The organism is Oryzobacter faecalis (genome assembly GCF_046764005.1).
In the GTDB taxonomy this organism is placed as follows: domain Bacteria; phylum Actinomycetota; class Actinomycetes; order Actinomycetales; family Dermatophilaceae; genus Oryzobacter; species Oryzobacter faecalis.
This window is the reverse complement of record NZ_JBKOFW010000002.1, coordinates 164,669-190,179: the sequence shown is the minus strand read 5'-3', so window position 1 is coordinate 190,179 and position 25,511 is coordinate 164,669. Positions and strand designations below refer to the sequence as shown.

At 73.8% G+C, this 25,511-nt stretch carries 17 protein-coding genes; 9 read left to right on the top strand and 8 right to left on the bottom strand.

What is annotated here, in order from left to right:
• Positions 1 to 271: 271 nt before the first annotated feature.
• Positions 272 to 3,628 carry an ExeM/NucH family extracellular endonuclease gene (locus tag ACK8HX_RS04770; RefSeq protein WP_411939521.1) on the top strand — a complete coding sequence of 1,119 codons (3,357 nt, stop codon included), beginning with the start codon at positions 272 to 274 and terminating at the stop codon, positions 3,626 to 3,628.
• Positions 3,629 to 3,695: 67 nt separating this feature from the next.
• Here ACK8HX_RS04770 and ACK8HX_RS04765 read toward each other — a convergent pair whose 3' ends face one another.
• The 3 genes from ACK8HX_RS04765 to ACK8HX_RS04755 are packed head-to-tail and all read right to left on the bottom strand — an operon-like array spanning position 3,696 to position 6,213.
• A complete protein-coding gene (locus tag ACK8HX_RS04765) occupies positions 3,696 to 3,896 on the bottom strand; it encodes a DUF4177 domain-containing protein (RefSeq protein WP_411939520.1) in 201 nt (66 codons plus the stop codon).
• Between the two features lie 20 nt (positions 3,897 to 3,916).
• Complete coding sequence (locus tag ACK8HX_RS04760) at positions 3,917 to 4,630, bottom strand: M50 family metallopeptidase (protein ID WP_411939519.1); 714 nt, start codon at positions 4,628 to 4,630, stop codon at positions 3,917 to 3,919.
• 44 nt (positions 4,631 to 4,674) lie between these two features.
• On the bottom strand, positions 4,675 to 6,213 hold the full coding sequence (locus tag ACK8HX_RS04755) for a DEAD/DEAH box helicase (protein WP_411939518.1): 1,539 nt from the start codon (positions 6,211 to 6,213) through the stop codon (positions 4,675 to 4,677).
• Positions 6,214 to 6,606: 393 nt separating this feature from the next.
• Between ACK8HX_RS04755 and ACK8HX_RS04750 the strand changes: the two genes are divergently transcribed.
• Positions 6,607 to 7,266, top strand: a complete 660-nt coding sequence (locus ACK8HX_RS04750; protein ID WP_411939517.1) for an LON peptidase substrate-binding domain-containing protein — start codon at positions 6,607 to 6,609, stop codon at positions 7,264 to 7,266.
• Positions 7,267 to 7,299: 33 nt separating this feature from the next.
• Positions 7,300 to 7,581, top strand: a complete 282-nt coding sequence (locus ACK8HX_RS04745) for a MazG nucleotide pyrophosphohydrolase domain-containing protein (RefSeq protein WP_411939516.1) — start codon at positions 7,300 to 7,302, stop codon at positions 7,579 to 7,581.
• Between the two features lie 46 nt (positions 7,582 to 7,627).
• On the opposite strand, the gene ACK8HX_RS04740 is transcribed toward ACK8HX_RS04745, so the two are convergent.
• Positions 7,628 to 8,815, bottom strand: a complete 1,188-nt coding sequence (locus ACK8HX_RS04740) for a hypothetical protein (protein WP_411939515.1) — start codon at positions 8,813 to 8,815, stop codon at positions 7,628 to 7,630.
• A 16-nt stretch (positions 8,816 to 8,831) separates the two neighbouring features.
• Entirely contained in the window at positions 8,832 to 9,275 is a 444-nt protein-coding gene (locus ACK8HX_RS04735) for a fructosamine kinase family protein (RefSeq protein ID WP_411939514.1), read from the bottom strand.
• 396 nt (positions 9,276 to 9,671) lie between these two features.
• Here ACK8HX_RS04735 and ACK8HX_RS04730 point away from each other — a divergent pair, with 396 nt between their 5' ends.
• Positions 9,672 to 10,466, top strand: a complete 795-nt coding sequence (locus tag ACK8HX_RS04730; protein ID WP_411939513.1) for a GAF and ANTAR domain-containing protein — start codon at positions 9,672 to 9,674, stop codon at positions 10,464 to 10,466.
• A gap of 20 nt (positions 10,467 to 10,486) precedes the next feature.
• Positions 10,487 to 11,641 (top strand): App1 family protein, encoded by a 1,155-nt coding sequence (locus ACK8HX_RS04725; protein WP_411939512.1) that lies wholly within the window; start codon positions 10,487 to 10,489, stop codon positions 11,639 to 11,641.
• A gap of 28 nt (positions 11,642 to 11,669) precedes the next feature.
• Here the strand turns inward: ACK8HX_RS04725 and ACK8HX_RS04720 are convergent, their stop codons facing one another.
• The 3 genes from ACK8HX_RS04720 to ACK8HX_RS04710 are packed head-to-tail and all read right to left on the bottom strand — an operon-like array spanning position 11,670 to position 19,739.
• Positions 11,670 to 14,138 (bottom strand): beta-galactosidase, encoded by a 2,469-nt coding sequence (locus ACK8HX_RS04720; protein ID WP_411939511.1) that lies wholly within the window; start codon positions 14,136 to 14,138, stop codon positions 11,670 to 11,672.
• Between the two features lie 55 nt (positions 14,139 to 14,193).
• Positions 14,194 to 16,380 (bottom strand): glycoside hydrolase family 3 N-terminal domain-containing protein, encoded by a 2,187-nt coding sequence (locus ACK8HX_RS04715; protein WP_411939510.1) that lies wholly within the window; start codon positions 16,378 to 16,380, stop codon positions 14,194 to 14,196.
• A 2-nt stretch (positions 16,381 to 16,382) separates the two neighbouring features.
• Entirely contained in the window at positions 16,383 to 19,739 is a 3,357-nt protein-coding gene (locus tag ACK8HX_RS04710; RefSeq protein WP_411939509.1) for a cellobiose phosphorylase, read from the bottom strand.
• Positions 19,740 to 19,917: 178 nt separating this feature from the next.
• Between ACK8HX_RS04710 and ACK8HX_RS04705 the strand changes: the two genes are divergently transcribed.
• The 4 genes from ACK8HX_RS04705 (at position 19,918) to ACK8HX_RS04690 (ending at position 25,470) form a co-directional block, all read left to right on the top strand.
• Positions 19,918 to 21,597: an ABC transporter substrate-binding protein gene (locus ACK8HX_RS04705; RefSeq protein WP_411939508.1), complete on the top strand. Its 1,680-nt coding sequence runs from the start codon at positions 19,918 to 19,920 to the stop codon at positions 21,595 to 21,597.
• Between the two features lie 70 nt (positions 21,598 to 21,667).
• On the top strand, positions 21,668 to 22,657 hold the full coding sequence (locus tag ACK8HX_RS04700; RefSeq protein WP_411939507.1) for an ABC transporter permease: 990 nt from the start codon (positions 21,668 to 21,670) through the stop codon (positions 22,655 to 22,657).
• Positions 22,654 to 23,592, top strand: coding sequence for an ABC transporter permease (locus tag ACK8HX_RS04695; RefSeq protein ID WP_411939506.1), 939 nt, complete (start codon positions 22,654 to 22,656; stop codon positions 23,590 to 23,592). The genes ACK8HX_RS04700 and ACK8HX_RS04695 overlap by 4 nt, the downstream gene beginning before the upstream one ends.
• 3 nt (positions 23,593 to 23,595) lie before the next feature.
• A complete protein-coding gene (locus ACK8HX_RS04690; protein ID WP_411939505.1) occupies positions 23,596 to 25,470 on the top strand; it encodes a dipeptide ABC transporter ATP-binding protein in 1,875 nt (624 codons plus the stop codon).
• Positions 25,471 to 25,511 lie beyond the last annotated feature (41 nt).

Below are 25,511 nucleotides of genomic sequence, written 5' to 3'. Positions count from 1 at the left end.
CTCCCCGTCCGCGCCGTCGTCCGTCCCCTCGCTCGTCCGGTGGGGCTCCCGGCCGACCCCGCTGCCCCGGGCCCCAGCCCCTCGGAGGCGCAGGTCAACGCGGGTGTGGACCCTCGCCGCAGGGTCGAGGACGGGCGTTCACGCGCCGTTCGCCGACGGGTGCGCCCACACCCCTCGCCAAGGTCCCTCGAAGGTGTTAGGTTCACGCCGCACCACCGTGGTCGAGGCGTCGCAGAGGGCGTCGGCCTCCCACTTCTTCTCTGGAGGACGCATGGCCCTTTCGTCGTTCCGTCGGCTGGTCGCGAGGGTCGCCGTCGGCGCCCTCGCGGTGGCCGTTCCCGTCGTCCTGACGCCCCTGCCGGCGTCGGCCGCCCCGGCCTCGGACCTGTTCATCTCCGAGTACGTCGAGGGCTCGAGCAACAACAAGGCGCTCGAGATCTTCAACGGCACCGGTGCGGCGGTGAACCTCGCCACGGCGGGCTACAACGTCCAGGTCTTCTTCAACGGCTCCGCGGCCGCCGGACTGACGGTCAACCTCACGGGCACCGTGGCCGACGGCGACGCCTTCGTCCTCGCGCAGGCCTCCGCGGCCGCGGCCGTCCTGGCCGTGGCCGACCAGACGAACGGGGCGGGCTGGTACAACGGCGACGACGCGGTCGCCCTCCGCAGGGGCACGACCGTCGTCGACGTCCTCGGTCAGATCGGCACCGACCCCGGCACCGAGTGGGGCACCGGCCTCACGAGCACGGCCGACAACACGCTGCGCCGTCAGGCGACCTTCTGCGGTGACACCGACGGTGCGGACGCCTTCGACCCGGCCACCGAGTGGGACGGGTTCGCGGTGGACACCTTCGACGGCCTCGGCAGCCACACCGCGAACTGCCCGACGCCTCCTGACGCCGCGCCCTCGGTCACCGAGGTCACGCCCGCCGACGGTGCGACCGCTGCGGCCGGCGCGAACGTCGTCGTGACCTTCAGCGAGGACGTCACGGCCCCGGCGTCGGCCTTCGGCCTCGCGTGCGCCGGTTCGACGGTCCCGTTCTCGCTCGGCGGTGGCCCGCGGACCTTCACGCTCGACCCGAGCGCCGACCTGCCGGCCGGTGCGGCGTGCACCCTCACCGTCACGGGCAGCGGCGTCAGCGACGTCGACGCCAACGACCCGCCCGACACGATGGCCGCGACCTTCACGTCCGGCTTCACCGTCGCGTCGGCCCCGACCGACCCGTGCACCCTCCCCACGACGACCATCGGCGCGGTGCAGGGCACGACCGAGACCTCACCGGCCGCAGGCTCCACGGTCACGGTGCGCGGCGTCGTCGTCGGTGACCACGACGGTCCCGCCCCGGCGCTGCGTGGCTTCTACCTCCAGGACGCGGGCGACGGCGACCCGGCGACCTCCGACGGCATCTTCGTCTTCACCAACACGGCGAACCTCGTCTCGCTCGGCGACACGGTGACGGTCCGCGGGTCGGTGTCCGAGTTCCAGGGCCAGACGCAGATCACGCCCGCGACGGGTGGCGTCGCCGAGTGCGCCGACGCCGGACCGGCCACGCCGGCCGACGTCTCGCTGCCCGTCGCCTCCCCGAGCGCGCTCGAGCGCCACGAGGGGATGCTCGTCCGGTTCCAGCAGCCGCTGTACGTCACCGAGCACTTCCAGCTCGGCCGCTTCGGCCAGGTGACGATGTCCGGCACCGACCGCCTCGACCAGCCGACCAACGTCCTGCGCCCCGGGGTCGACACCGACGGCGACGGCACGACGGACGTCGCCGAGCTCCAGGCGGCGAACAACCTCAACCGGATCATCGTCGACGACACCAACCAGGCGCAGAACGCCGACCCGATCGCCTTCGGGCGGGGCGGGCAGCCGCTCAGCGCGTCGAACACCCTGCGCGGTGGCGACACGCTCACGGGCGCCGTCGGCGTCATGACCTACACCTGGGGCGGGGCGAGCGCCAGCCCGAACGCGTACCGGCTCCGCCCGGTGGCCAACGGCGGGTCGTTCGACTTCCAGGCGGTCAACGCGCGCCCGAGCGCCCGCGAGGACGTCGGCGGTGACGTCCAGGTCGCCGCGATGAACCTGCTCAACTACTTCGACACCTTCACCGGCTGCTCGTTCGGGGTCGGCGCTCCGCCCACGAACAGCGCGTGCCGTGGAGCCAACAACGCCACGGAGTTCGACCGTCAGTGGCCCAAGACGGTCGCGGCGATCGCCAAGGTCGACCCCGACGTCCTCGGCGTCAACGAGATCGAGAACGACGGCTACGCCGACGGCGCCTCCGCCATCGATCACCTCGTCGACCGGCTCAACGACGCCCTCGGCGAGGGGACCTTCGCCTACCTCGACGTCGACGACCTGACCGGCCAGACCAACGCCCTCGGGACCGACGCCATCAAGGTCGGCATGATCTACAAGCCCTCGGTCGTCACCCCCATCGGACAGACGGCCGCGCTCAACGACATCGACTTCGTCGGTGGCGGCGACGGGACGGCCCGCAGCCGTCCCTCGCTCGCGCAGGCCTTCCGGGTCAACGCGACGGGCGGGACGTTCGTCGCGGACATCAACCACTTCAAGTCGAAGGGCTCGGCGTGCAACGCCCCCGACGCCGGTGACGGGCAGGGCAACTGCAACGCGGTCCGCACCCGCTCCGCGCAGGAGCTCGCGGAGTGGCTCGCCACCGACCCGACGGGAACCGGCGAGGCCGACACCCTCGTCCTCGGCGACCTCAACTCGTACGCGAAGGAGGACCCGATCCGCACCCTCGAGGAGGCCGGGTTCACCAACCTCGTCGAGGAGTACGTCGGCGACGAGGCCTACTCGTACGTCTTCGACGGGCAGTGGGGCTACCTCGACCACGCCCTCGGCAGCGCCGGCATCCTCTCGCAGGTCACCGACGTCACCGAGTACCACGTCAACGCCGACGAGCCCTCGGTCCTGGACTACAACACCGACTTCAAGACGGCGAACCAGGTCGCGAGCCTCTACGCCCCCGACGAGTTCCGGGTTTCCGACCACGACCCGATCGTCGTCGGCCTCAAGCCCAACTCGGCACCCACGGTCACGGCCGCCTTCACCGACACCTCGGTGCCGTGCGGCACGGGCAACGCCTCGCTCCGGACGTCCTGGACCGACCGAGACGGCGCGGACACCCACGCGGTCACGGTCGCCTGGGGTGACGGCACCGCCGACACGACGCAGGACCCGGCCAGCTCGCCGCTGACGCTGTCGCACACCTACGCGGCCGCCGGGCGCTACACCGCCACGGTCACCGTCACCGACAGCCACGGCCTGTCGACGACGGAGACCGCGGAGGTCGTCGTCGAGTACACGAGCACCGGCATCCTGCCGCCGCTCGGCTCGGGCACGACCGTCAGGTACGGGTCGGTGGTGCCGGTCAAGGTCGCCTACACCGACTGCGACGGCTCGGTCCCCACCGACCTCGCGCCGACCGTCAGCGTGACGCTCGGTTCCACCGTGGTGGCGACCGGCACGACCTCGCTCGTCAAGGGCGAGTGGAAGTACGAGCTGAACACCCGCACCCTCCCGAACCCGACCGGCACCTACACGGTGACCGTCACGGTGCCGGAGACCGGGCAGACCGACTCGGCCTCGCTGCGGCTGCGCCGCTGACCCGCTGACCGACCGGTCCGAGGAGGCGCCCCACCCGCGTGGTGGGGCGCCTCCCTCGCGTCCGGGGTCAGACCTGGCGCTCGAAGGTGACGAGGAGACCCTCGACACCGCCGGGGCCCACGCGGCCCTTGACCTCGGCCGAGGTGATCGTCTTCAGCTGCCAGCCCTGGGAGGCGTGCTCGTTGAGGACCTTCTGGAGCTTGTCGCCGGAGAGCTTGCCCCCGACGAGCCCTTCACGGAGCTCGACCACGCGGTACTCGTATGCCATGGCCCCACGCTAGCGACGGCTCACCGAAGGATGCCGGCCGCCTGCAGGACCGTGGTGCCGGCGGCCCACGTGGCCGCGGCGCAGGTGAGGACGAAGGTGAGGGTCCACAGGGCCGTGGGCACCCGGGTGAGCCGGGACAGGACCTCGGGGTCGCTCGTGCCGGCGCGCGGCGCCCCCACGACGGCACCGAGGTGGCGCCACGCGCCGACGAGGAGGACGACCCCGGCCGCGACGACGACCTGAGCCTGGAGCGTCCCGTCGGCCGCCCACCACAGGGCGCCCGCCCCCGCGAGGACCGCGAGCACGACGGCGGCGGTCAGCGCCGAGCGGACCCGGAGCAGGGCCGCGACGAGGAGGACGAGCACGGCCGTGAGGACCGGCCCTGACCAGCCGCGCACGGCGAGGACGACGAGCAGCGCCCCGACGAGCGCCGGCGCGGGATAGCCGGCCCACGTCGTCGCCACCCGCCCGGGGCCCCGGGCCGGCCCGACCGTCACGGCGTGCCCCGACATGTCCCCCCGCAGCACGAACCCGGTGAACCGACGCCCCGAGAGCACGCCGACGAGGGCGTGCCCGAGCTCGTGGACGAGCGTGACGCCCAGCCGCAGCACCCCCCACGTCGGCCCCACCGACACGGCGACGAGCGCTGCGACGAGGACGACGAGGACCGGCGCCCCCGACAGGGCCACCGCGTCCTCGGGCAGCACCTTGGCCCACACCGTGTCGAGGTCCATGGCGGGCGAACCTAGCCGCCTCGTCTGGGAGGTCGCCGGGTGGGTCAGCGCGAGCGCCCGCGGCCGGCGGACTCGGAGAAGGAGGCCGCCGAGCGCGCCGGGCGGCCGGAGGACCGGGTGGCGGCGGAGGGCCGGGCAGCCGGGGAGCCGGACGATCCCGAGCCCCCACGCCGCTGGCCGGACCCGGCCGGACGGGTCGAGGACGAGCCGGCGGCAGCGCCGCGCCCACGCGCGCCGCGGCGGCCGTCGCCCCCACCGGAGCCGGAGCCGGACGCAGTGGGACGGCCGGGCGTGGCCACGTCGGCGCTGCGCGAGCCGGCGCGGTTGCCCGGACGACCGCCCGAGCCGGACCCGGTGCCGCGCCCGGACCCGCCACAACGGGGTGCCGACTCGGCGAGGGCGACGCCGCCCTCGAAGGTCCGCTCGCCGGGGGCGATGGTGCGCAGCAGCGGGTGCGTGGCGTCGACCCGGGTCGTCGTGGGCCGCACGCCCGCCTTGCGGGTGAGGTCGCGGACGTCGCGCACCTGGTCGTCGGTCATGAGGGTGACGACCGTGCCCGACGCCCCGGCCCGCGCGGTGCGCCCGGAGCGGTGCAGGTAGGCCTTGTGCTCGACCGGCGGGTCGGCGTGGATGACGAGCGCGACGTCGTCGACGTGGATGCCGCGCGCCGCGATGTCGGTGGCGACGAGGGTGCGGGCCGCGCCGGAGTGGAAGGCGTCCATCGTGCGGGTCCGCGCGTTCTGGCTGAGGTTGCCGTGGAGCTCGACCGCGGGCACGCCCGAGGCGTTGAGCTGGCGCGCGAGCTTCTTGGCGCGGTGCTTGGTGCGCGTGAAGACGACGGTGCGCCCCGGCGCCGCGACGAGGTCGAGCAGCACGCCCTGGTGACCGTCGGCGGCGACGTGGAGGACGTGGTGCTCCATGGTGGCGACGGGCGACTGCGCCGAGTCGGCCTCGTGGGTGACGGGGTCCTGGAGGTAGCGGTTGGCGATGACGCCGATGCCGGCGTCGAGGGTCGCCGAGAACAGCATCCGCTGGCCCCGGCGGGGGGTGGCGTCGAGGAGGCGCCGAACCTGCGGGAGGAAGCCGAGGTCAGCCATGTGGTCGGCCTCGTCGATGACGGTGACCTCGACGGCGTCGAGCGACACGTGACCCTGGCGGATGAGGTCCTCGAGGCGGCCCGGGCAGGCCACGACGACGTCGACCCCGCGGCGCAGTGCGGAGACCTGCGGGTTCTGGCCGACACCACCGAAGACGGTGCGGGTCGTGAGGCCGAGGCGCGCGGCGAGCGGCGCCATCGCGGCGTCGATCTGGGTCACGAGCTCGCGGGTCGGGGCGAGGACGAGGGCGCGCGGCCGGCGGGCGGTGCGCGGAGTGCGGCTCGCCGCGAGGCGCGACAGGAGCGGGAGGACGAACGCGACGGTCTTGCCGGACCCGGTGCGCCCGCGGCCGAGGACGTCACGGCCGGCGAGGGAGTCCGGCAGCGTGGCCGTCTGGATGGGGGTGGGGGTCGTGATCCCGCCGGCGGCGAGGACCTCGACGAGGGACGTGGGCACGCCGAGCGCGCCGAAGGTGGTGCTGGACAAGGAGGAGCTCCGTAGCTGAGGTGGGCGTCGCGGACGGCTGCGTCGGCGACGACGGGATGTTCTGCCGGGCGGGCTCTGGGGCCTCGGCGCCGCGACCGGCCCATGGGGGGTCGCGTGGCATCGACATCAGACGTTCGGCGACCCGAGGCAGATGGCGGGTCGTTGCCGACCACTGTACGGGGCGAGGCCGACATCCCCTCAATCGGCGCCCCGCGGCCACCACCGCCCTGCCCCGCCCTGCCCCGCCCTCCCCTCGGGCGAACGTGGGTGAAGATCGTCGGCCCACCGACGATCTTCACCCACGTTCGCGTGGAAGGCCGCGGCCCTGGACCTTCGACCACGAAGGTGCCGTGCGGGGCGTGTGCTGCCGACCGGTGCCTACAGTGGCCCATGGTGTCGCTGCCCCTCTTCCCGCTCGGCACGGTCCTCCTGCCCGGCGCGCGGCTGCCGCTCCAGCTGTTCGAGCCGCGCTACCTCGACCTCGCACGGCGGCTCGCGGAGCAGGAGGAGGACGACCGGCGCTTCGGCGTCGTGCACATCCGCACCGGTCACGAGGTCGGGCCCGACGCCGTCGCCGACCTCGAGGGGATCGGCTGCGAGGCCCGCGTCGACGCGATGGCGCTCGCGGAGAGCCCCGTCGGCACGGTCGTCCACCTCGTCGCGACCGGGGTGCGGCGCTTCCGGCTCGACGGGCTCGACGAGGCAGCGGGCACCCCGTTCACGACCGGCGAGGTCACGTGGCTCGACGAGCCCCGGGCCGACGACCCCGAGGTCGGGCGGCTCGCCGAGGTCGTGCTCGCCGAGCACGCCGCCTACCTCGACCGGCTCGGTGCCGTGGCCGAGCCGGTCGAAGCGGCGGCGACCCAGGTGGCCTACCGGGTCGTCGAGCGGATGGTGCTCGACGCCTCGGACCGCCAGCGGGTCCTCGACGGCCCGGACGCCGCGACCCGGCTGCGCACCGTCCTCGCGCTGCTGCGCCGCGAGGCCGCCATCATCGGACGGTTCGGCGCGGTGCCCACGCCCCCGCCGGTCGGTGGCGCCGGCCTGAACTGAGGGCACCGACGGCGCGGCCGGTAGGTTCCCGCCATGGACCTCGCCCGACTCCAGGACGTCATCGAGCGCACGTACGGCGAGCGCGACCGGGCGCGGGGGGTCCCGAGCACCGTGGCGTGGCTCGCGGAGGAGGTGGGCGAGCTGGCCCAGGCGGTCCGCAAGGGCAGCCACGCCGAGCGCGAGCACGAGTTCGCCGACGTCCTCGCGTGGGTGGCCTCGCTCGCCAACCAGGTCGACGTCGACCTCACCGCCGCCATCGAGCGCTACGCCTCCGGCTGCCCGCGGTGCGGCGCGGTGCCCTGCGCCTGCCCCTGACCCGACCGCCCGGCGCGCTGCCGGCCGGCCGGCCCGCCGGCCCCGGTCAGCGGGCGCGGAGCAGCCCGCCCTCGACGAGCGAGCGCACCGCCCCGAGGACGAGGCGCTCGGCCTCCGGGTGCGAACCGAGGCCGTCCTCGGCGTCCTCGACCAGCCGCGCGACGCTCGTCGGCTCGGTCGCCGCGAGCCAGGCCCGGGCGGCCAGGCCCGGGAGGGTCGTCGGGAGGGCGTCCTGGAGGACGAGCACCGCGCCGTCGGACACGAGGGCGTCGTCGTAGGGCGCCCGGACGACGACCGTGTCGATCTCGACGACCAGGTCCGGGACGAAGACGCCCGGGGGCGGTGGCACGGGGGGCGGCTGCTGCCTCGCGGCCGCGGTGGCCGGGTCGGCGCTGCCGGCGAGCCACTGCCACTCGACCTTCTCGGGCAGCCCGCCGGGGGTCCGCCCGGCGGCGAGCTCGGCCACGATCGTCGCGCAGTCCTCGATCTCCCGGTAGCGCAGCCGCCACGGGCCGTGGCCGGCGACGAGCACCTCGGCGAGCCGGTCGAGCGGGCGCTCGAGGCTGGGCAGTGCGGACGTCTGAGGGAGGACGAGGGTCGCGGCGTCGACGAGCGCGAACGGCTCGAGGACGGGGGCGTCGACCTCGTCGGTGCGCTCGAGGACCACGGTGGCGACGAGCCGGAGGTCGGCGGGCGCCGTGAGCAGTCCCAGCTCGTCGGGCGAGTGCTCGGACTTGCCGTGCGGGTCGGTCGGGTCGACGACGACCGACAGCGGCTTCGGGTACGCGCGCACCCGCAGGTCGTCCTCGACGGCCACGGTCTCGTCGGTGACGTAGCCGAGGCGTCGCCCGAGCCGCGAGGCCGCGGTCGTCTTGCCGGTGCCGGACGCAGCGACGAGGGCGACGGTCGAGCCGTCCGCCGCCGCCACCCCCGCCGCGTGGAGCATGAGGCACTCCCCCGTGCGCCGGACGATCGAGGCGAAGGTCAGTGCGCGCGACACGGCGTAGGGCACCTCGTCGTCCGTGGCGTCCTGCTCGTCGCCGTCGATGACGACCAGCCCCGGGTGCGACCCCCTCGTGACGACGAACACCGGTGCGGCGCAACCGTCCTCGCCGTCCTCCGACTCGTCGGCCACGGCCGCACGGGACCACAGCTCCTCGACCCGGGGCCCGAGGTCGGGGCCGAGCCCGGACACGTCGAGGCGCCACCGGCAGCCGAACGCGTCGAGGAGCACCGGCCCAGTGTGCCGGTCAGAGGTACCGCGACGCGGCGCGAACCGCCTGACGCGCGTACCCGCCGCCGAACAGCACGGCGTGCAGCAGGAGGGGGTGGACCTGGTGGAGGGCGACCCGCTCGCGCCACCCGGGGGCGAGGGGCGCGACCTCCTCGTAGCCGGCGAGGACGTCCTCGAGCCCGGGGCAGCCGAAGAGGGCGAGCATCGCGAGGTCCGCCTCGCGGTGGCCGCCGTGCGCCGCGGGGTCGATGAGCACGGCGCCGCCGGCGGTCCAGACGACGTTGCCCGACCAGAGGTCGCCGTGCAGGCGCGCGGGGGCGTCACCGGTGTCGAGGGCGCCGGAGGCCACCGTGGCGGCGAAGCGGTCGAGGACGGCACCGTCACCGGGGTCGAGGCTGCCGTCGTCGCGGCCGAGCGGACGAGGGGGGCCAGGCGGGCCTCGGCGAGGAAGGTGCCCCACGACTCCCACGCCCCGAGGGGCAGCGGGAGGGGCTTGCTCGTGGGTCCGAGCCAGCCGTCGCCCTCCCAGCCGGGCGGCCCGCAACCGAAGGCGGGGGCGGGGGCGCGGTGCGTGACGGCGAGCCCGCGGCCGAGCTCCCGGGCGAGCGCCGGCGTGGCCGGCGCGGGCTCGAGCCTGCGCAGGTCCAGGTGCCCGGGGCCGACATCGAGCACCTCGACGACCCGGGCGCCACCGTCGGGCACCGCCTCGGCGAGCCACCGAAGGCCTGCGGCCTCCCACGCGGCGTAGCGAGCCGCCCCCTCGGGGGCGGCTTTGCGGTGTCTCGGCACCCTCGACATGGTCGCAGGTTCGGCCTTCGGCGCGGCGCCGCCGCTCGCTACGCTCGGGTTCGCACACATGACCCGGAGGAACTCGATGTCGAACCACGTCGCCGACCCGCCGCGGGGTCCGCTCGCGGACTCCGCCGACGACCCCTCGGCCCGCGTCCTCGCGGCCCTGACGAGCGACCTCGGCGGCGTCCTCGAGTCGATGGAGCAGGTGTCCGACTACCTCGAACGCGTCGTCCACGCGGTGCGGCGGCACATCGACGGGTGCGACGAGGTGGGCGTCACCGTGCTCAGCGCCGACCGCCCCCACACGGCCGCCTACACGACGGTGCAGACCCTCGAGATCGACGCCGTCCAGTACGCCCTCGACGAGGGGCCCTGCCTCGACGCCGCGCGACACCGCCGCGAGAACCACGTCGGCGACCTCGTCGTCGACGACGGGCGGTGGCCCCACTTCGCCCAGGAGTGCCGCGAGGAGGGGATGCGCAGCCTCCTCGCGCTCCCCCTCGTCAGCGGCACCGAGTGCGTCGGTGCCCTGAACCTCTACGCCTGGGCGCCGCACGCCTTCGACGGCTTCGACGCCGCGCTCGTGCGGGTGGCGGCGTCGCGGTGCGCCGACGCCCTCGTCGCCGTGACCGCCCTCGACGGCGCCCGACGCCTCGCCGGGCAGCTCGAGCAGGCGATGGCGAGCCGGGCCGTCATCGAGCAGGCGAAGGGCGTCATCATGGCGATGCGCGGCGTGCCCGAGCACGAGGCGTTCGAGGTGCTGCGCAAGACCTCCCAGGACCGCAACGTCAAGGTCCGCGTCCTCGCGCAGCAGATCGTCACGGGGGTGAGCGCACCGGCCGGGGCGGAGGGCCCGTGAGGCTGCTCTAGCATCGGCTCATGCCGCGACCGCACGCCGCAGCAGTCCTCGAGGACGCCTACCACGCCCGGAAGGCGAGCCTGCTCGCTGCGCGCGGGTGGATGACCCGGGTCGTGCCGTGCACCGGGTACGGCAGCGCGACCCAGCTGCGGATCTTCGGGCGCGTGATCATGACCCGCGGCCTCCCCGAGGACGAGCCCGAGGAGCCCACGTACGCAGCGCGCCTGCGGGCGGTCGAGCTCGAGACGCGGGGGTGGCGGGCGTTCGTCGCGACGCCGGCGGCCGACGAGCCGGTGACCGTGCGGGTCAACGAGCGGATCATCCCGACGCGCACCGACCGCGGTGGCTACATCGACCTCTCCGTGCGCGGCCACGGCCTGACGCCGGGCTGGCACCGGGTCTATATCGGGTCGCCTCGGGCCGAGACGATCGACGTGCCGGTCCTCGTCGTCGGCACCACCGTGACCCACGGCATCATCAGCGACATCGACGACACCGTGCTGTCGACCTCGTTGCCACGGCCCCTCATCGCCGGCTGGAACACCTTCGTGCGGTCCGAGGGCGCGCGCAAGCCGGTCCCCGGGATGGCGACGATGTACCGCGAGCTCCTGGCCGAGCGGCCCGACGCCCCGGTGGTCTACCTCTCCACGGGCGCGTGGAACACCGCGCCCGCCCTGACCCGCTTCCTCCGGCGCAACGGGTACCCGGCCGGCCCGCTCCTCATGACCGACTGGGGGCCGACGAACACCGGCTGGTTCCGGTCCGGGCAGGACCACAAGCGCGCCCAGCTGCACCGCCTCGCGCGCGAGCTGCCGCACGTGAAGTGGCTGCTCGTGGGTGACGACGGGCAGCACGACCCGCGGCTGTACACCGAGTTCGCCTCCCGCCGGCCCGACCACGTGCGGGCCATCGCCATCCGCGAGCTGTCGCCGGGCCAGCAGGTGCTCTCCCACGGCGTGCCCCTGGCCAACGACGACCTCAACCCGGCACCGACGGAGGACCTCGAGGTCCCGGTCGTCCGGGCTCCCGACGGCTACGGGCTGGCCGACCTCGTCCGGGGCGTCTGGCGGGGCGACGACGTCCCCGTGCGGACGTTGGCCCGGCACGCCTCGGGCATCGTCACCTCCATCGACGACCCGCCCGAGTACCTCCTGCCCGACCCCGACGACCGCTGACCCCGGGCCCCGCGACGGAGGCCGGGGGTCAGGCGCGCTGGGATGCCTCGATGACGAGCTCCGGTCCGGGCTCGGGGTTCGGGTCCACGAGGGGGGACCTCGTGTCCACCCGGACGACGAGCTCGGCCGCCGCGTCCAGAGGCGTCACCCGGACGGTGCCGTCGGGGAACGGCGTCACCTCGTAGCCGTCGCCGGGGAGGACGACCGTTCCCGGCGCGATGTCGACGTGCCCGGGGCCGTCGTCGAGGCCGAGGAACGGCCGGAACCGGATCGCCCCGTCCTCGACCCCCGCGACCTCGCCGGTCCCGCCGAGGAGGCGGACCCCGGCGACGTCGAGCCCGAGCGGGAGGACGAACCCCGACCGCGGCGGCACCTGGAGGGCGGCCCCGTCGAAGAGCTCCTCACCGTCGAGCGTGACGGTGGTGGGCAGGGCCGCCCCGGAGACGTTGATGAGGTGGAGCGCGCGCTGCCCGTCGGCCGATGCCGTCGTCGTCGTGATGACGCCGGGGAACGGCGTCGACGTCGAGACACCGGCCGTCGCGCCGAGAGCGGTGAGGGCCCGCGTGAACAGCTCGCGGCTCGAGGGCAGCTCGGCCGCGAGGAGGACGACGCGACCGTCGCCGAGGGGGACGTCGACACCGCAGGCAGTGCCGTACACGTCGGTGAGGACGACGTCGCCACGGGTCGGGCGCAGCTCCTGGCGCCAGCCGACGCGCGTCTCGGGCCACGGCGCGGCCCAGCCGTGGGCGACCACCGACGGGTAGTAGTGGCCGCTGTCGCGGACGACCTCGCCGTGGCCGAGGTCGAGGGCGTCGGCCAGGACGTGGCAGGGCGACCCGTCGAGGTCCCGCTCCGGCACCGGGCCCAGGAGGAGGACGCGGCCGCCGGCCTCGGCGTGGGCGACGACGCGGCGCTGGACGTCCGCGGCCAGGTAGCGTCCCGCTCCCAGCACGAGGACGGATCCGGCTCGGGGAGAACGCTCCTCGAGGTGCACCGCGCCGAACCGGTACCCGCCGAGGAGCAGCGACCGCACGAGGGCCCGTCGCTGGCCGGCCCCGCGGTGCTGGGTCAGGTCGGTGACGGCGTCCGTCATCAGCGCGGACGCGGGATGGTGGTACTCCGTGGCGTAGGCGTCGAGGACGAGGCCGAGCTCGACCTCGTCGTGCTCCTCGTCCATGACCGCGAGCCACGGCTCGTTCGCGGTGACCGCGTGCACCGTGCGGGCGGTCGCCGCGTAGGCGAACCCGCGCTGGCCCTCGGGCCCGACCGGGGCCGCCGTCCCGTGGCGCTCACCCGTGAAGGAGAGCCGGTCGTTGCCGTCGTCGACGACCTCGTCGAGCGGCGGGTTGATGCCGCCGGCGAAGAGGTAGTAGTTGACCAGCCGGTTGCCCTGGGCGAGGCAGAGCCGGGTCTTCAGCTCGGCGGTCGAGGGGTCGTACTGCATCTCCGCGCCGGCGCCGTAGTCGCCCGAGCCGGCCTCGAACTCCAGTGAGGTGAGGGGCTGGTCGTCGTCGTGGACGGCGTCCATGAACGCGTTGATGACGTAGAGGTCGCTCATCGTCGTCAGCGTCGCCTCCCCCATGTAGTGGTCGCTGCCCGAGACCATCCCGGGGATCCCGGAGTAGGTCCGCACGAGCTGGCTGATGCCGATGGGGAAGGGGGTGCCGCTGCCGCCCTCCGTGCCGTGGATGTTGATGGCGAAGGGCACGCCGCGCACCCCGAGGTCCTCGGCCATCGTCCGCAGTGCGACGACGTAGTCGGCGAACCGCTCGCGCATGAACTCGCCGAGGTCCACGCGCAGCGGCCCGGCCCACTCCTCGGAGGGGGATCGGACGACCTCCGCCCAGCCGTCACCGCCCGGGGCGGCCGGGTACGGCCGCGCGGCGCCGTACTTCACGTCGACCCAACGGGCGAAGTGCTCGAGCAGGTGGTCGGTGAGGTCGGGCGAGTTCGTGACCCACGCGAGCATCCCGACCTCGTTGTCGAGCTGGACCATGACGACGTTGCCGCCGTTCGGCTGCAGCCGCGGCACGAGCACGGGGAGGATCGCCTCGTACCAGCGCCGCGTCTCCTCGAGGAAGGCCGGAGCGAGGTAGTCGACGGTGCGCGACGGGGTCGGCACGCCGTCCCAGCCGCCCGGCACGATCTCGGGGTGCTCGCGGTAGACGCGGAAGGGGATGCCCTCGTTCTTCAGCTCGGCCATGACGAACGGCCCCGGTCGGGCGATGAACATCAGCCCGCGGTCGGCGCACAGGTCGACGAACGCCGCGACGTCGCGCTCGGGTCGCGTCGTCCCGCTGACGTCGATCGTGCCGTCGGGGAGCTCGTGGTACACCCACGGGATGTAGGAGGCCACGGCGGTGAGGCCGGCCTCGACGACGAGGTCGAGCCGTTGCTCCCACTCCTCGCGGGCCACCCGGAAGTAGTGCACCTCCCCCGCCATGACGATGCGGGGTGTGCCGTCGATGACGACCTGCTTGCGGGTCAGCTCGATCACGGGGGTCTCCTGGGCAGGGGGTGGGTGGTGCGGTCGGTCGGGCGTCCGGGGCGGGTCAGGGCGTGACGAGGAGGCTGACGGGGCGCAGGGTCGCGGCGTCGGGGCCGGTGAGGAGGACGACCTCCCCGGTGTCGACGCGTTCGGTGAGGTCGCTGCCCGTGTACGCGAAGTCAGCCGCCGTGACGGCGAGCTCGACCTCCGCGGACTCCCCGGCGGCGAGGTCGACCGCGCGCCAGTCGACGAGCTCGACCTCGGGGCGGGTGACGTCGGCGACCGGGTCGTGCGCGTAGAGCTGGACGACCTCGCGGCAGGGTCGCGGGCCGGTGTTCGTGACACGGACGGTCACCGAGGCCGTGCCGCCCCCGCGCGACAGCATCGGCGAGGACAGGACGGGGTCGCCGTACTCGAGCGTCGTGTACGACAGCCCGCGCCCGAAGGGCAGCCGCGGGTGCGTCAGCGCGTCGAGGTACCGCCCCTCCCACCGGTCGCGCTCCACGGGGATCGGTCGGCCGGTCGGCCTCTGGTGGGTGCTCGTCGGGACGTGCCCCGTCGACAGCGGGAACGTCATCGGGAGGCGGCCGTGGGGCTCGACGTCACCGGTGAGGACGCGGGCGAGCGCCGTGCCGGCCTCGATCCCCGGGTGCCACACGACGACGACCGCCGAGGCGAGGTCGAGCACCTCGGTGAGGTCCAGCGGTCGCCCGGTGTAGACGACCGCGACGAGGGGCTTCCCCAACGCGGCGACGTGCCGCAGCACGTCGAGCTGGCCCGGGGGCAGGCCGATGTCGGTGACGCAGCGGTCCTCCCCCGAGCGGCCCCGGTGCTCGCCGAGGAGCATCACGGCGGTGTCGGCCCGCCGGGCGACCTCGAGCACCTGGTCGCTGAACCGACCGTCGATGACGTCGAGGCGCTCGCCGTGCCGCACCCCCTCGGCCTCCTGGAACCGTGCCCGGAGGGCGTCAGCGGGCGTCACGACCTCCTCGCCGAGGCCGTCGAGGACCCACGTGCCGAGGAGGGCGTCGCCGTCGTCGACGAACGGGCCGGTGACGAGGACGCGGCCCGAGTGCCCGCCGAGTGGCAGGACCCCGTCGTTGTGGACGAGGACGTGCGCGGCCTCCGCGGCTCGCAGCGCGAGGGCGCGGGTGGCGGCGGTCGGGGCCGGCGAGCCCTCGAGGTCGCCGGCGTACGGGTGCTCGAAGAGGCCGAGCCGGAGCTTCAGCCGCAGGACACGGCGCACCGCGTCGTCGAGCAGCGCCTCGTCGACCTCCCCGGAACGGACGAGGTCGGCGAGGTGCGCGGTGTACGCGCCCCCGCACATGTCGAGGTCGACACCGGCCTCGATGGCGCGCCGGGCGGCCTCCCGCAGATCGCCCGCGACGCCCTGGCGGACCAGCTGCCCGACGCCGTTCCAGTCGGCCACGACGACGCCGTCGAAGCCCCACTCGCCCTTGAGGACGTCCCGCAGGAGCCGGCGGTGGGCGTGCACCGGCGTGCCGTCGACGTCGTTGAAGGACGCCATGACCGTCGTGACGCCCGCTTCGACCGCCGCCTTGAAGGGGCGCAGGTGGAGGTTGCGCAGGGTGTTCTCACCGACGGTCACGGTGTCGTAGTCGCGGCCACCGGCCGACAGGCCGTAGCCGACGAAGTGCTTGGCGCACGAGGCGAGGCGGCGCCGGTCGGCCACGTCCTCGCCCTGGAAGCCGCGGACCAGGGCCGCCGCGAGCCGACCGGCGAGGACCGGCTGCTCGCCGAGCGACTCGGCGACCCGCCCCCATCGCGGCTCCTCCGAGATGTCCATCATCGGCGCGAACGTCCAGGCGACCCCCTCGAGCGTCGCCTCCTCGGCGGCGATGCGTGCGGACTCCTCGGCCAGCGGGGCGTCGAACGACGCGGCGACCCCCAGCGGGATCGGGAAGACCGTGCGGTGGCCGTGGATGACGTCGCGACCGAAGAGCAGGGGGACGCCGAGGCGGCTCTCCTCGACGGCGACCCGCTGGACGGCGTCGATGTTCGTGACGAGGACGCCCTCGTCGCGCTCGTTCCCGGCGTGGGCGCCGGACGCGAAGAGGCTGGAGGAGACCCCGCCCGCGCGGATGGCGGCGACGTCCTCCGGCGTGAGGTTGGCGACCTGGTGGGTCTGGCCGACCTTCTCCTCGAGGGTCATCGCGGCGAGCAGGGCCTCGACGCGTTCCTCCACCCCGAGGGTGGCGTCGAGCCACGGACGTCGGGCGGGCTCCGGCATCGTCAACGGGTCTCGACGACGACGTCGGGGCGGCCGTCGGCCGGGGTCCGGGCGGCCACCGCGGCCCGCAGGTCCGCGAGGTCGACCGACACCCCGCCGTGGCGGTAGGGGTTGTCGAGCGGGGTCGTCGCGAGGTGGCCGAAGCGGGTCGAGACGCGGGTGACGCCGTGGCCGGTCCCGCCGGGGCGGACGAGGACGTCGAGCGTGCCGCCGTCGAAGGGGACGGTGGCGTGCAGCTCGCCGACCGCCGGGTCGACGACCGGGTCGAGCTCGACGCGGGCGCCCCGGCGGCGCACGCCGAGGAACGCCTCGACGACGAGCCGGAGGAACAGGCCCGGCCCCGAGGAGTAGACCCGCCAGCCGCCCTCGATCGGCACCTCGCCCGCCATGAGGTCGGCGTACCGCTCGGACGCCTCGGCGCGGTCGGCGAACGCGGCGTCGGAGGACGAGAAGTAGGTGGTCGACTGGCGTGGTCGCGCGGGGTCGACGAGGTCGACCGCGCCCCGTGGGGTCGCCTGCGCGAGGGCGCGCAGCAGCCGCTCGCCGTGGCCGACGCGGGCCAGCGCCTCGGCGTACCGCAGGTGTGCGTGGACGTACATGAGGCCGATCTCGCGCCCCCAGAAGGTGCTGGCCTCGGCCCGCTGGAACACCGCCATGGGTCCCCCGGTGTAGGCCACCGGCCGGTCGAACAGCCGGGCGCCGTCGGGCCCGAGGAGGTGTTCGTCGATGAGCGCGAGGTGGTGCTCGGCCTGCTCCGAGGTGAGCAGGTCGGCGCTGATCGCGTGGATCCACGGCAGCACACCGTAGGTGAGCCCGGTGCGGTCGTCACGCGGGTGGACGAGCGGCTCGCGGGTGCCGTCGTCGCCGTGGAGGACGTACCCGGGCAGCACGTCGTCGACGAGCAGCTCGCGGTGGATGGCGTCCTCGGTCGCGTCGGCGAGGGCCGCGGCCCGCTCGCGCAGCTCCGGCTCGGCGTCGACGGCGCGCAGGCCGGCGGCGAGGGTGCGCAGTGCCTGGGTCTGGAGCACCGAGGTCCACACCGAGACGAGGTTCTCGGCGAGGTGCCGGTCGGCGGGCTGCAGCGAGTCGTTCCAGTCGCCGTGGCCGTAGGCGGGCAGGGGGCTGCCCGCGACGGTCCCGGCCTCGATGCGGTCGAGCGCGCGGGCGAGGTGGTCGGCGACCGGCAGCGGCTCGGTGAGGCCGTCGTCGTCGACGAGCGGGACCACGACGTCGAGCAGGTCGGCCGCACCGCTCGTGAGGAGGTGGTCACCGGTCGCGAGGAGGGGCCAGAACACGACGTCGCCGTGGGAGTCGGCCTGCCCGGCGGTGGGCAGCGGTGGCAGGAACTCGAAGGCCTGCGGCCAGTCACCGCGCGCGTTCTGGGCCCGGAAGACCCGGCCCAGGAGCCCGCGGACGACGTCCTGGCGGTCGAGCGCGGTGAGGAGGCCGACCGGACCCTGGCACACGTCGCGCGTCCCCCAGCCGCCGCCGGTGTACTGCTCGAGGCCGCGCGGAGAGAGGTAGTGGACGAGGGCGTCGTGGGCGAACCACGGCAGCGCCCCGCGGATGGGCTCGAGGAGTGCGGTGCGGTCGGCGGGCGCGTTCGCGGCGGTGAGGTCGAGGGTGCGGGCCGCACTGTCCCAGAACGGGGTTCGGGTCGCCGGTGCGGTGCCTGCGGCGTCGGCGAGGGCTGTCAGCTGCATCGTCCAGACCCGGGTCGGGTCGACCGAGAGGGTGACCCAGGAGGGGTCGCGCGGGAGCCGGTCGGCGTGAAGCACGGCGTCGTCCCCGACGGTGGTCGGCGCGCCGTCCCAGCCGACCCGCCACCTGTCGGCACCACCGACGGTCAGGGCGGTGGATCCGTCGGCGACGGTGTCCTGCTCACCCGCCGTCGCGAGGGCGACGAGGAGGGCGCGGGGGGTGCCGCGGCGCACCCGCACGGCGAGCGTCAGCTCGTGGCGGTCGGCCGGGGCCGTCGTCGACACCTCGAGGACGAGGTCTCCGCTCGCGTAGACCCACGTGCACCCGTCGAGGCCGACACGCCACGCCGAGGGGGTGCCGAGCAGGCGCCAGCCGTCGTCGGTGCCGACGAGGACGCGCGCGCCGTGGGCGCGGTGGAGGCCGACGTAGGACCGCCGACCGGTCAGCAGCGGGTCGCGCCCGACGTGCCCGCGGGTGACCTGGGAGAGGAAGGTGCCGTCCATCCACACGGTCGTCGTGAGGTCGCCGGGGTCGGGCTCGAGGCTTGCGCCGGTGCGCAGCAGGTGCCCGTGCGGGCGGAGCACCGCCAGCTCCTTGGCCGCGAGCACGACGTGCCCGTCGGCGGCGGACCACGCCCACGGCTCGCCGCCCGGGGAGGCCTCGACGTCACCGGCGGGGGCGAGGCCGAGGGAGGCGAGCTCGTCGGTGGTCAGCGGGCGCGAGTCGAGCGTCGGGGACCCGGCGAGCAGGGTGGGCACGACGGGCGAGCCACCGGCGGGAAGGTCCTCGTCGCCACCCGTCGGTGCGGTCTCGGCGACGGCCAGGGCGAGCCACCGGGCGTCCTCCGGGCCGGTCGCGTCCGGGTGGTCGGCGACGACGACACCGGCGAAGCCGGTGCGGTGCGTCGCCCCGGGCGCCAGTGGGGCGGGTTCGTCCTGGAGGACGACGAGGGTGTGCTCGTGCTGGAGCCGCGTCGAGGGCAGCGTCGGCCGGTCGAGGCCGCACCAGCGGGTGCCCTCCGGGGTGCGCTCGACGACCTGGAGCGCGTCGGTGGCCCACCCCGACCCGTGGCGCAGCGCCCCGATGACGAGCCACGGCACCGAGGCGCCCGGCATGTTCTGGCGGACGGCGAGGGCGGTGCCGCGCGAGGTGGCGAGGGGGGAGACGTCGAGGTACTGGGCGACGTAGTACTCGTTGGTGGCGACGGCCCCCGGCGGGGCGAGGGCCGGGTCGTGGGTGTGCACGACGTCGACCACGAGCTCGCGGTCGCCGGTGTTCTCGACCTCGACGTCCCAGCGCCACGAGGCGTGGGCACCGGTCGCGGGCGCCCCCTCGACGGTGCGGTCGGAACCGGTGCGGAAGGTGGCCGCCCACTCCAGGCCGGACCACGAGCCGCTGACCCGGACGGTGCTCCCGCCGGCGGTGACGACCCCCTGCGAGGCCGGGCCGAGGAGCGGGGTCCAGCTCACCCGGTCGCGCTCGAGGATGCGCAGGAAGAGGCCGGCCGGGCCGGGCTCCATCTCGCGCGCCGGGTAGAGCAGCAGGCTCTGCCCGAAGGCCTCGAAGCGGGCGGGTGACCCGTTCGTCGTGAACTCCGCCGTGAGCCCCTGGGCGCTGTCGACCCGGGGCCTCGGCGCCGGGACCTGGACCGTCGTCATCTCGTGCACGTCCCCTGTCCTACCAGCGGGCGGAGAGCCAGTGCACCGCGAAAACCCTTGAAAACAAATGAAAACAGTGGTGTCCAATGAAAGTAGTTTCATGGTTCCACAGACCCCGCAGGAGCCTCCCGGGCACCTACGTTGGCGCCCGTCAACCCGCCTCAGGAGGTCTGCAACGATGCTGACTCGATCGACGTCCCTCGCCGCCGCCGGCGGCCTGCTCGCGAGCCTCGCCCTCGCCGCGTGCTCGGGGGGAGGTGGCACGACCGACGGCGGCTCCGCAACGGGCGCCGGGGGCACGGTGGCCCAGCTGACCTTCCCCGCCGAGGTCCAGGGCGCGGTCGGTGGGCTCGGGAACTTCAACCCCTACTCCCCGAACCCGTTGACGACGTTCTGGCTCTACGAGCCGCTCATCATCAAGAACGGCCTGTCGTGCGAGGAGACCCCCTGGCTCGCGACGAAGGCCGAGTGGAGCGATGACAAGACCCTCGTCATCGAGGTGCGCGACGGGGTGAAGTGGAGCGACGGCAAGCCGTTCACCGCGAAGGACGTCGCCTTCACCTTCAACCTCGCCAAGCAGTACCCGGGCATGGACAAGGCCGGCGTGTGGAGCGAGACGTTCGGCGCCCCTGCGACCTCCGTCACCGCCGAGGGCAACACGGTGACGATGTCGTTCTCCGGCAACGCTGCCGCGAAGTACGACGAGATCATCAAGCAGAAGATGCTCCCCGAGCACGTGTACTCCAAGGTCGGCGACCCCACCAAGTACATCGACAAGAAGCCCGTGTCGACGGGCCCGTACGCGCTCGGTTCGTTCAACGGCCGCCGCCTCGTCCTCGACCGCCGCCCGGACTACTGGCAGGCCGACAAGGTCAAGGTGAACAAGATCGTCCAGGAGGGCCAGTACGACGCCTCCCAGGCCGCCCTCAAGCTCCGCGCCGGCGAGCTGGACGCCTACTGGGGTGAGATCCCGAACCCCGAGAAGACCTTCGTCTCGGCCGACCCGAAGACGAACAAGTTCTACTACGCGCCGAACGGGATGACCGTCCTCACCGGCAACCTCGAGAAGAAGCCGTTCGACGACCCGAAGTTCCGCGAGGCGATCTCGTACGCCATGGACAAGGAGGCCATGTCGACGAAGGCCACCTACGGGGTCATGAAGCCGGCGAGCCAGACCGGCCTCAAGCTGCCCTCGATGGACAAGCTCCTCCCGGACCAGTACCAGGGCAAGGAGACCGTCCTCCCCTACGACACCGCCAAGGCCGGACAGCTGCTCGACGCCGCCGGGTACGCCAAGGGCGCCGACGGCAAGCGCACCCTCCCCGACGGGTCGCCGCTGGCCGTGAACTTCTCGGTGCAGGCCGGCTGGATCGACTACCAGGCCATCGCCGACGTCGTCGCCAAGGGCCTCAACGAGGTCGGCGTGGCGACGAAGGTCACCGCGTCCGCCCCCGAGGCGATCGACGACCAGAAGAAGACCGGCGAGTTCCAGGTCCTCCTCGAGTACCTGCACGGTGGCTGCGAGCTCGCCCGGAACATCGGCGCCAAGCTGTCGAGCAAGCAGGTCCCGACCGAGAAGGAGATCCTGCCCAACGTCGGCCGCTTCTCCGACCCGACCGTCGACGCCACCGTGGCCGCGCTCGGTGCGGCCACCGACGAGGAGACCCAGCGCGCCGAGGTCGGCAAGCTCGTCGACGTGATGATGACGCAGTACCCGGTGACCTCGCTCATCTACGCGCCCACCCGCCTCATCTACCGCACCGACAAGGCGACCGGCTGGCCGAGCGAGGAGGACCCGTACGCGAACCCGTCGGACGACCGGCTCCTCGTCCTCACGCGGCTGACCGCGCCGAAGTGACGGACTGAGCCCGTGCCGGGGCGTGCGACCCACGCCCCGGCACGAGCCGACGACCAGGACGGAGAGCACCATGAAGTACTTCGCCCGAAAGGTGGGCTTCTTCCTCGCCACCCTCTGGGCCGTCGTCACCTTGAACTTCCTCATCCCCAGGATCCAGCCCGGGGACCCGGCGGAGCTCATGGTGCGACGGCTCTCCGGCAAGGACAACGCCCTCGACCCCGCGCAGGTGCAGGCCATGCGGGCGATGCTCGGCACCCCTGACGGTTCGCTGTGGGAGCAGTACACCGCCTACCTCGCCGACCTCACGCGGGGCGACTTCGGCCTCAGCTACACCTACTACCCGTTCCCGGTGAGCGAGGTCATCGGCCAGGCGATCTGGTGGACGGTCGTCCTCGTCGTCGTCACCCAGGTGCTCGCGTTCGTCATCGGCATCGTCCTCGGCACCTACGCCGCGTGGCGCCGCAACGGGCGGCTCGACTCCGTCATCACCCTCGGCTCGACGTTCCTCGGCACCCTCCAGCCGTTCTGGATCGCGCTGCTCCTGCTCTACGTCTTCGGCTACACCCTCGGGTGGCTGCCGACGTCGGGTGGGTACTCCGCGGCGACACCGGGGTTCAACGGCCCCTTCATCCAGGAGGCGCTGACGCACTCGGTCCTCCCGGCGCTGTCGCTGCTCATCGTCGCGCCCGTCGGCTGGGTGCTCGGGATGCGCAACACGATGATCATGAACCTCGGCGAGGACTACATCCGCCTCGCGCGGGCCAAGGGCCTGCCCGACCGCCGCGTCGCCCTGCGGTACGCGGCGCGCAACGCCCTGCTGCCCAGCGTCACCGGCTTCGCCCTCGCCCTCGGCAGCGTCCTCGCCGGCGCCATCCTCGTCGAGACCGTCTTCGACTACCCCGGCCTCGGGCGCCTCATGGGCGAGGCGGTCGGCGCCAAGGACTACCCCCTGCTGCAGACGCTGATGCTCCTCACGACGGTGGGCGTCCTCGTGGCCAACCTCGTCGCCGACCTGCTGTACGGCGTCCTCGACCCCCGCGCGCGAAGGAGCGAGTCGTGACCACCACCCCCGCCTCCGACCCGATGCGGGTCGGCGACCCCACCCAGGGCCTGGCCTCGGCCGCCGTCGAGGAGGTCAGCGACGCGCAGGCGCCCGCCACCTGGTGGCAGGTCGTCTGGAGCAGCAGGAAGGCCCGCGTCGGGATCGTCATCGTCGCGGTCTACGCGCTCGTCGCGATCTTCGCCCCGCTGCTCGCCCCGCACGACCCGAGCAACTCCGACTTCGTCCCCCTCGCCGGGCCGAGCGCCGAGAACTGGCTGGGCACGACGACCAACGGCCAGGACATCGCCTCCCAGCTCATCCACGGCACGCGCGTCTCGCTGCTCGTCGGGCTGTTCGGTGGCCTGCTCGCCACGGTCTTCGCACTGCTCATCGGCATGATCTCCGGCTACGCCGAGGGGACGCTGCTCGACGACGGGCTGACCTTCCTCACCAACGTCGCCCTCGTCATCCCCGTGCTGCCGCTCATCATCACCCTCGTCGCCTACGCGGAGACCCGCGGCGTCGGGCTCATCGTGGCCGTCATCGCCATCACGTCGTGGGCCGGTGCGGCGCGCGGGAAGAGGGCGCAGATCATCACGCTGCGCAACCGCGACTTCGTCACCGCCGCCAAGTTCTCCGGCGAGGGCACGTTCCGGATCGTCTTCCGCGAGATCATGCCCAACATGACCTCGCTGGTCGCCGCCGGCTTCGTCGGCGCGGCGACCGGGGCGATCGGGGCGGAGGCGGGCCTGGCGGTCCTCGGCCTCGGCGACTCCCGCCAGGTCTCCTGGGGCACCATGCTCTACCAGGCCGACGCCCAGGGGGCGATCGCGCAGGGCCTGTTCATCTGGGTCTTCGCGCCGGGTCTGGTCCTGGCCGTCCTCATCACCGCGATGTCGTTCCTCAACTTCGGGGTCGACCTGCTGAGCAACCCCCACCTGAGGGAGGACTGACCGATGGCGACCCCGATCCTCGACGTCCGCGACCTCTCGGTCCGCTACGAGCCGAAGGCCCACCGCGCCGTGACGGCGGTCTCCGACGTCTCGCTGTCGATCCGCCCCGGCGAGTTCGTCGGCCTCATCGGCGAGTCCGGGTCGGGCAAGACGACGCTCGGCAACGCCCTGCTGCGGCTGCTCGACCGGCCCGCGCGGATCTCCGAGGGCACGATCACCTTCGGCGGCCGGGACATCACCCACCTCGAGGAGGACGAGCTGCGCCCCATGCGCTGGCGCGACCTGTCGACCGTGTTCCAGGGCAGCATGAACTCGCTCAACCCGGTCGTGCGCGTGGAGGCGCAGTTCGCCGACGTCCTCGAGGAGCACTCGGGCCTGCGCGGCGACGCGCTCGAGGCCCGCATCGGCGAGCTGTTCGACATGGTGATGATCGACCGGAAGTTCATGAAGGCCTTCCCGCACGAGCTGTCCGGCGGGATGAAGCAGCGGGTCAACCTCGCCCTCGCCCTCGCGCTCGAGCCGAAGCTCGTCGTCCTCGACGAGCCGACCACCGGCCTCGACGTCGTCGTCCAGCACTCGATCCTCGAGAACGTGCGGCGCCTGCAGGAGGAGAAGGGCTTCGCGGTGCTGTTCATCAGCCACGACATCGGCACCGTCCTCGACCTCTCCGACCGGATCCTCGTCATGTACGCCGGCCGGATCGTCGAGGAGCGCGCGACCAAGGACCTCCTCGTCGACCCCCTGCACCCCTACACGAAGGGGCTGCTCGGGTCGTACAGCGACCCGCGCGCCGAGGAGGTGCGGATCACCTACATCCCCGGGCGGCTGCCCGACCTCAGCCGCGGGGTCGAGGGCTGCGTGTTCGCGCCCCGCTGCCCGGAGCGGATCGCCCGCTGCGAGACCGTGACCCCCGCGTTCCTGCCGCTCTCCGGCGGCGAGGTCGCCTGCCACGTCGCCCGGATCCAGCGCGGGGCGGAGCAGGCCGGCCCGGACACCGCCGACGTCGGCGAGCCGACGCGCCACTTCGCCGGGCCCGAGTTCGTCAAGACGGCCGACGAGTCGGTGCGGGCACTCGGCCGTCCGCCGCTGCTCACCGTCGAGGGCGTCACCAAGGTGTACGAGCGGCGCCGCGGCTTCTCCGTGGAGCGCACGACCGCCGTCGAGGGCGTCGACTTCACGCTGCGTCGCGGTGAGGTCACCGCACTCGTCGGCCAGAGCGGGTCGGGCAAGTCGACGCTCGCCCGGATGATCACCGGCGTCGACAGGCCGACGCAGGGACGGATCCTCTTCCACGGCCCGGAGGGCGACGAGGAGGTGGCCGGCTTCCGTGGCCGGTCGTTGCGCCGCTACCGCAGCCACGTCCAGATGGTCTTCCAGGACCCGTACTCCTCGCTCAACCCGACGAAGCGGATCGGGCAGGCGTTGGAGCGGCCGCTCGTCAACTACCAGGGGCTCAAGGGCGAGCCGCTGAGGGAGCGCGTCCGCGAGCTGCTCGAGACGGTGGCGCTCACCCCGACCGACCGGTTCGTCAACCGGTACCCGCACGAGCTCTCGGGCGGGCAGCGCCAGCGGGTCGTCATCGCGCGGGCGCTCGCCGTCGAGCCCGAGATCGTCGTCGCCGACGAGCCGATCTCGAGCCTGGACGTGTCGATCCGCGCGGAGGTGCTCGAGCTGCTCGGGTCGCTCGTGCGGGAGCGCGACATGGGCATCCTCTACATCACCCACGACCTGCTGAGCGCACGGATGCTCTCCGACGAGGTGCTCGTCCTCCACGAGGGCCGCGTCGTCGAGCGCGGGCCGACCCTCGACCTCATCCGCTCCCCCGGCGACGACTACACCAAGCGACTCCTCGAGGCCGTGCCGAACCCGTTCGCGTGACGCTCGTCCACGCCCGTCCACCGACCGCACCCCCGGCTGGC